This is a genomic window from Synechococcus sp. R6-10 (assembly GCF_047461815.1).
GTDB lineage: Bacteria > Cyanobacteriota > Cyanobacteriia > Thermostichales > Thermostichaceae > Thermostichus.
In genome coordinates, this window is the sequence record NZ_JANSHW010000072.1 from 1 (window position 1) to 5,829 (window position 5,829).

The following is a 5,829-nucleotide window of genomic DNA, read 5'->3' on the forward strand; positions in this document are numbered from 1 at the left end:
CGAACAGGAAACCCTTTTCTTCGGCCCACCCGGCTCCGAGCAAGCCCTGTTTAACCTGCTGCGCCGCACGCCCCGTACCCTCTTGGGCAATCCGCAGAAGCAGTGGCTGTTCAACGGCCTGCGCAACTCCACCGCCACCTACAAGTTCATCGTCAGCGAGTTTCCCATCACAGTGACCTATTTCCGCTCCAACGACGTGTGGGAGGGCTATTGGCTGGAGCGGCAGGAGGTGATCGACTTTATCGAGCAGAACAACATCCGCAACGTGGTGTTCCTAACCGGCAACAACCACGCCGGTTTCATCGGCCAGGTCAACCCCGGCAGCAGCAACCCCATTTGGGAAGTATGGACTGGCCCCACGGGACGGAGTGTTACCGCTTTAAGCATCGATGAAGAAGGGAATCGCCTAGGGATCCCCAACGCCAGCCGCCTCTACTACCGGATTGTGAATGGCTTTCTGGCCCCTGTGAACCCTGCCAATCCAGAGGTGAGCGGGATCCCTGGCGTAACAACGGGCAACCTGCGCTTCTTGGAGCTGGCAGTGCCTAACTACAACGTCATCGAAGTGTCCGGCAGCCGCTGCACCATTCAAATCAAAGGCCCCACCGGCAGTGTTTTGACGGATCCCTTAGGGCGAAGGGGGGAACTGAATTTGCCGCAATGAGAAGTCGGCCAGACCGATGCGGGAGCTTCGCCGGATTGTTAATCAGAATTGAGGGATCCCTGCTCTACTCGGGATCCCTTTTTTTGTAACTCTTTTTCGCGATTTTCAGCATGAGATTCTTAAGATCCTTAACGTGATCTGAATCATTCGGGAGAAACGGATCTGGGTGCTAGAGTGTGGGCGTTGAGGTGGATCCCTGTAGAAAATCTATCTCCGTTTTTCAGTAGGAGGGCAGTCTTATGGCTTCGGTGCGGGGCTGGTTGGTGGCAAGCTTAATAGGAGCGGCCACAGTTATCGGGGGCGCTGCCACTTGGGCTCAGAGCCGTAGTTTGTGGCTTCTTAATGGACAATCGACCGTAGTTACAGGCTATTTCTACCGAGGTGAAAACATCTGGGCGCAGTGCGACCAGGATTGCTTCGATGTGGATCTGGTGCTTTACGATGCCAGCGGTCAGGTGGTGGCTGCAGACGAACTGTTGGACGATTTCCCCATCGTGCAGGCGCCCTACGAGGGCAACTTTTCCGTCAAGGTGATTATGGCTAGCTGTCTCCACCCCCGTGGTTGCGCTGTGATCGTAGATTCGGACTACAGCTTCTGAGGGGTGCTGGCTGGCCTCACTTCGTCGCCACTGCTTGGGAAACCGATTCAGTAGCCTAGGCTGCTTTATGAGCAGCTTCCTGGACTTTGGCATGGGTAAACTTGCTCAGCCCGTGGATGGTCTTTTCCCAGTAGAAGGGCTTGGTGAAAAGCTGCCACAGAGCCATGTAAGCTGCCATAGAGTGCAGTTGCCAGTAGATGGGGTTGAGCAGAGCATAGAAAGCCAGATCGTAGTAACCGCGGCGGAAGACCGCGACCAGGTTCAGGTAAATCCCAATGGCGTTGCCCACCAGGAGGTTAAACAAGCCCAGATAAACCAGCCAACTGGGAAATAGGTTTTGCAGCCAATGGGCGCGGGTGAGCAGCCAGTAAATAAACAGCAGCCACATGATGGGGCTGGTGAGAAAGGTAAAGAAGCTGCCCCCGATAAAAAATTGGTAGGATAGCCAGTTTTTGAGGCCCAGCTTGCGCAAGGAGCGCAGGGGGTTGCGGTTGTGGACCAGCCAAGTTTGCATGTAGCCTTTGATCCAGCGGGAGCGCTGCCGGATCCAGTTTTTAACGGCACAGTTGGCCTCTTCGTAGGTGGTGGAGTTGATCACGCCCACGGTATAGCCGTGCTGGCTGGCGCGGATGCCTAGATCTGCGTCTTCGGTGACGTTAAAGGGATCCCATCCCTGCAGCTCCCGCAGGCGGTCGGTGCGAAAGTGGTTGCTAGTGCCTCCCAGGGGGATGGGCATTTTCAGAGTTTCCAAACCCGGCAGAAGATAATCAAACCAATAGGAATACTCCAAGGTGAACATGCGGGTGAGGAAGTTCTCGTTGCGGTTGAAGTAGTTAAGGGCAGCCTGGACGCAAACCAAGCTGGGATCCCCTTTCTGGAAGGCGATGACCGCTTTTTTGAGTTGATCTGGGTCAGGAATATCTTCAGCGTCGTAGATGGTGAGATATTCGCCACGGGCAAAGGCCAGGCCGTAGTTGCAGGCTTTGGGTTTGGTCTTGGGCTTGCTATCCGGTACCAGCAGCAGGCGCACGTAGCGGGGGGGCTTGGCAGCCCGGGCCGCCTCAATGGTGGCGCGGTCGTTTTCTTCTAGCAAGATGAGCACATCTAAGCGCTCATGGGGGTAATCCAGCTTGGAGAGAGACTTGATCAAAATCGGCATTACTTCCGGCTCTTTGTAGACCGGCACCAGGATGGTATAGATAGGCAAGTCGTGATCATCCAAAGCGGCTACTTCCTCATCGGTAATCTGGTGGAAGCGATCGGCGGATCCCACTAGGCTGAGCAGCAGTTTGAACAGGATCGAAGCGACGTAAAAAAGATTGATCAGCAGCACCAAAATGGTCAGAGTCGTCCAGGGAGCAGTGGCCAACCCCAATAGAAATAGCAGCAGCAGGCCGTAGCCCACTGCAATCTGAGAAGGAGTAAACACCCGCGAGGCCGATTCCTCCGGCAGGCGGGCCATCAGCTTGTACACCGCCTCTTGGCTGAAGCGGGATCCCTGGTCTTGGCTGAGCAGTTGCGTGATATCCTGCTCGGTGCCCAGCACCTTTTCAATCCGCAAGCCTGGCCGCCAGCTGTAGAGCAGCTCATCCACCGCCCAGTCCAGGGGGTCATTGACCATCACTGTAAGGGTGTGCTCATCCGTCCAGCTCAAGGGGTAGAAGAGGTGGCGCATCATCACCTCGGGATCAAACTGCCGGCTCAGGCTCTCGTCGCGGTGGAGCAGCCCTGTCCCCATTAGTTCTGAGACAGCGGGGTAGCCCAGCAAATGGGCTAGGATGCTGAGATACTCGGGGGTGGAGAGGTAGCTCAGCCGGGTCAGCACCTGCCCCAGGCTGGAGCCGGTGCGGCGGCGGATCTCCAAAGCCTGCTGCCACTGCTCTAAGGTAAGACGGCTGCCCAGCAGCTCGGCGGCCAGCTTGCGCTCAAGGATGACCGTCAGGATCTGCTTTTCAGTGGCTGGGATCTCCCAGAGTTTTTCTGCTTCCGGGCACAGGTGTTTCACAGACTGCCAAATGGCGGGGAAGCCCGGCTCTTCTGTGGCCACCACAACAGTTTGCGGGTCAAGCCAACCACAGGGCAAAAAGCGCACCGGCACCAAATCAATAGGCTCAATCAGCCAAGGCAGCTCTGGATCTAGGGAGTGCTTGAGCAGCCAGTCTCTCAGCCTAGGCCGGTCCAGAATCTGGCGACACAAGTTGACAAACTTGCCCGGGTGCATGACTCGCAAGCTCCAAAGAGCCCTAGGCAAGGAGCAACTAGCTGCTTCGCGATACTCCTCAGCCTCAGCCAATTGCTGCCGGGTAAGGTAGCCCGTGCGCAAAAGCGAGGATTTGAGGGACTGGAGCATGGCTGGAAACCCTATTCGCGCAAGTGGGACGGAGTCCTTGCTTGGCTCAAGTCTGGTTTAACCGGAAGTCCTCTGCCAACCCCCCTAGGAAAGGGTGGGCGACTCAGGGCGGCGGGCCAAGCGTTGGTAGGTATTCCAGGCTCCTACTGCCAGCAAAAGGGCCAGCAGCAGCACTAACCAATAGCGGTATTGCCACAACAAAAGCTGCCAACTGAAGCGACCAGGGTAGCGCACTCGATAGCCTGCCGGCGTGAGATCCCAGCTTTGCACTTGGGTGAGATCGGGGGCAGCGGCATAGGCGGTGAGCACGTTTCCCTGTAGCTGGTTGGCCAGGCGGGTGCGCGGATCGGCAAGGCCGCGGCTGAGGCGCTCTGCCAAAGCCGGGTCAGATCCCCACCAGGAAAGCCAAAGGTTCGGCTTACCTTTCAGGAGAAAGTACTGCAAAAGGCCGAGGTTTTCTTGAGGCTGAGCGGCCAAGGCCACCTGCTGGTTGAGGGGATTGATGATTTCAAACTGGGATCCCAGCCGGATGGGGCTGTTGAGCTCCACCTGCTCCGGCCCGGCCACGATTATCTGCCAGGCAAAGTTCTCTGCTTGGAGTTGGGATTTCCCCTCCGGCAAAAACTGGAGGGTGGGCAACAAGGGCTGTGCCGACAGACGACCAAGGGCACCCAAGAGATAAGCAGTAGCTGGCAGCAACTGGGGATCCCCTACCCACACTTGGCCGGATCCTCGAAGCACCGCCGGGATCTCCTGCAGCTCGCCAGTGGGGGCTTGGTAGCCGCTCCAGATAAAGCCAGAGCTATCCGAGCGCACTTGTAGGGTCAGCGGAGTCAGGGATCCCTGGCAATTACCGGGGCTGGCGCCATAGTCAAAGCGGAGCTCCAGTTGATTAAAGCGGCGCAGCAGGCGGGTGGGCAGGGTCACAGTTTCGTTGAGCTGGGTGCGCCCGGTTAGGTTGTAGGTGCGCAGCATCACCCCATTTAAGAACACGTAGCCGGTGAGACGATCCCCCACCCGGCCATCCACCGGGTTCATGATCACATCCAGTTGCGCCGCCAGATCCCGCGGTCGTCCCCCCAATTGGGACAGGTTGAAGTTGAAGACCAAAGACTGGCTGCCAAACCCCCGCAGCAGCGGATCCACGATCCCCAGCTCTCGCAGGCTGAGGCGGTTGGCCCTGAGCGCTCTCTCCAGATCCGCCACCCTTGTCACCTGGATGCCGCGGCTGACCAGCCCCGCCCGCTTCCATTCTTCATAGAGAGCAAGAATAGCTTCCCGGCGGGCGGCCACTCGCAGGCGGGATCCCTCTGGGGTAATTTGATGCTGCAAGTGGGGGGTGAAATTGGCCGGCTCTAAGATCACCTGTGCCCCCTGCTTCGGACGGTTGCTCCACAGGATGGGCGTTTGCGGAAACAGGTGAGAAAGGAGGCTGTACAGCCACAGAGCTGCTTCCGCCGTCTCAGAGGAAGGATTGGCCGGCACTACCAAAGTAACCTGAGGATACAGCCGGCCCAGAAAACCGGCCACCGTGGCATCGGGAGCGCGGGGCACCAGCTCAAAGAAACTATCCCGCCCTACCGTCAGCAGCAAATTGCCGGTATTCAAGTCGGCGCAAATATCGTCGCTGATGCTCAGGAAAGGCTGCACCGACAAGGTGATAAAGCGCTCGCCAGCGGCCAAGCTGGGGATGGGCACCCGCACCACCGGCTCCTGCCGCAGATCTTGCACCAGGAAGATACCCGCCAGCTCCTCGTTGATCAGCACCCGCACCGTGGACGTGGGCTTGAGCACCGGCGAGGGAGTCAGGCGCAACTGCACAAAGCTGGCCTCAGGGTCAACACCGTTCAGGGGGGCAGGGATCCCGATATCTAGACGCGGGTTAGCTCCTTGCAGCAGCACCGAGCGGTCGTAGCCCAGCCTTTGCAGAGAAATGACTTCCGCTGCGTGGACAGCCGTCGGCCCGCAACACCAAAGCAAACCGGCAACCCACAAAGCCCACTGCCTTGCCTTCTGCGTCACCTTGACCCCCTCTTGTTGATCCCCAACTTGTTTGAGGCAGGCAAGCTCCTTGGCCTACCTGACCCAGGTTTGCCCGACATGCAGAAATCTGTAAGCTTTCGGGGTCTGTACGCACAAATCGTGGATTCGGATGCCCAGGGGATCCCTTTACTGGCGGGCGTAGTCGTCCTCAAAGCGCACGATGTCGTCTTCCC

At 58.1% G+C, this 5,829-nt stretch carries 4 protein-coding genes; 2 read left to right on the top strand and 2 right to left on the bottom strand.

Annotation, left to right across the window (positions count from 1 at the left end; all coding sequences use genetic code 11):
- Together NW837_RS02410 and NW837_RS02415 are read left to right on the top strand one after the other, a co-directional pair.
- Positions 1-664, top strand: a 664-nt coding sequence (locus NW837_RS02410) for an alkaline phosphatase D family protein (protein WP_414329106.1), incomplete at its 5' end; no start/stop codon positions are given.
- A gap of 239 nt (positions 665-903) precedes the next feature.
- Positions 904-1,263: a hypothetical protein gene (locus NW837_RS02415; protein ID WP_414329107.1), complete on the top strand. Its 360-nt coding sequence runs from the start codon at positions 904-906 to the stop codon at positions 1,261-1,263.
- Between the two features lie 55 nt (positions 1,264-1,318).
- On the opposite strand, the gene NW837_RS02420 is transcribed toward NW837_RS02415, so the two are convergent.
- Both NW837_RS02420 and NW837_RS02425 read right to left on the bottom strand, forming a co-directional pair.
- Entirely contained in the window at positions 1,319-3,613 is a 2,295-nt protein-coding gene (locus tag NW837_RS02420; RefSeq protein WP_414329108.1) for a glycosyltransferase family 2 protein, read from the bottom strand.
- Between the two features lie 84 nt (positions 3,614-3,697).
- A complete protein-coding gene (locus NW837_RS02425) occupies positions 3,698-5,635 on the bottom strand; it encodes a cellulose biosynthesis cyclic di-GMP-binding regulatory protein BcsB (RefSeq protein WP_414329109.1) in 1,938 nt (645 codons plus the stop codon).
- Positions 5,636-5,829: the final 194 nt, after the last annotated feature.

Excerpts from the sequence above, each read along its gene's own strand:
- NW837_RS02420 (WP_414329108.1), bottom strand. The coding sequence starts at position 3,613 with ATGCTCCAGTCCCTCAAATCCTCGCTTTTGCGCACGGGCTACCTTACC.
- NW837_RS02415 (WP_414329107.1), top strand. The coding sequence starts at position 904 with ATGGCTTCGGTGCGGGGCTGGTTGGTGGCAAGCTTAATAGGAGCGGCC.